The sequence below is a fragment of the Brachybacterium sp. AOP42-C2-15 genome, from assembly GCF_052377065.1.
Lineage (GTDB): Bacteria > Actinomycetota > Actinomycetes > Actinomycetales > Dermabacteraceae > Brachybacterium.
This window is the reverse complement of record NZ_JBQSWK010000120.1, coordinates 1-551: the sequence shown is the minus strand read 5'-3', so window position 1 is coordinate 551 and position 551 is coordinate 1. Positions and strand designations below refer to the sequence as shown.

Annotated in this window: 1 protein-coding gene; it reads right to left on the bottom strand. The window is 68.8% G+C overall.

The features are described 5' to 3' along the window. Positions 1 to 432, bottom strand: a 432-nt coding sequence (locus ACT3SQ_RS19300; protein ID WP_444601628.1) for a transposase family protein, incomplete at its 3' end; no start/stop codon positions are given. Between the last annotated feature and the right edge of the window lie 119 nt (positions 433 to 551).

Here is a 551-nt window from a genome sequence, read left to right as displayed (position 1 = left end):
GAGAACGGCGTCGTTAGCGGTATGCCAGGCCACGCCCAGCCCGGCGGCGACCCGCGCGATCGAGAGGTGGTCGATGACCAGGGCTTCCAGCGCCCACCGGATCCCGCCTCGGGAGAGCTTCGCCCGCTCTGCGGCCGCCGCGGTGGTGTCTTCGCGCCAGTGGCATCCGCAATGGTCACACCGGTAGCGGCGAATCCGCACCAGCAACGTCGTGGGCCTGTGACCGAACGGCTCATGCGCCAGAGACCTGGTGATGGAGCCCCGCGAGGTCGACCGCGCTCCGCAGGCCCTGCACCACGGATCCTCCTCGGCGAGCCGGCACTCCAGCACCGCCCGCGCGGCAGTGAGCCTCTGGCCGACCACGACCAGGCCAAGCTCCTCGAGGCGGGCGAAGGTCGTCAGGTCGGGGTCATCGAAGGTAGCGTTGAGCATGTCGAGGTCTTCCAGATGGTGAGTGTCAGAACTTCCATCATCGGGAGACCTCGACGTCTATCCCGGCACCGACGCGCCCACCCCGCGTTCCGCATCTACCCCCTCAGCTGCGAAGAGCC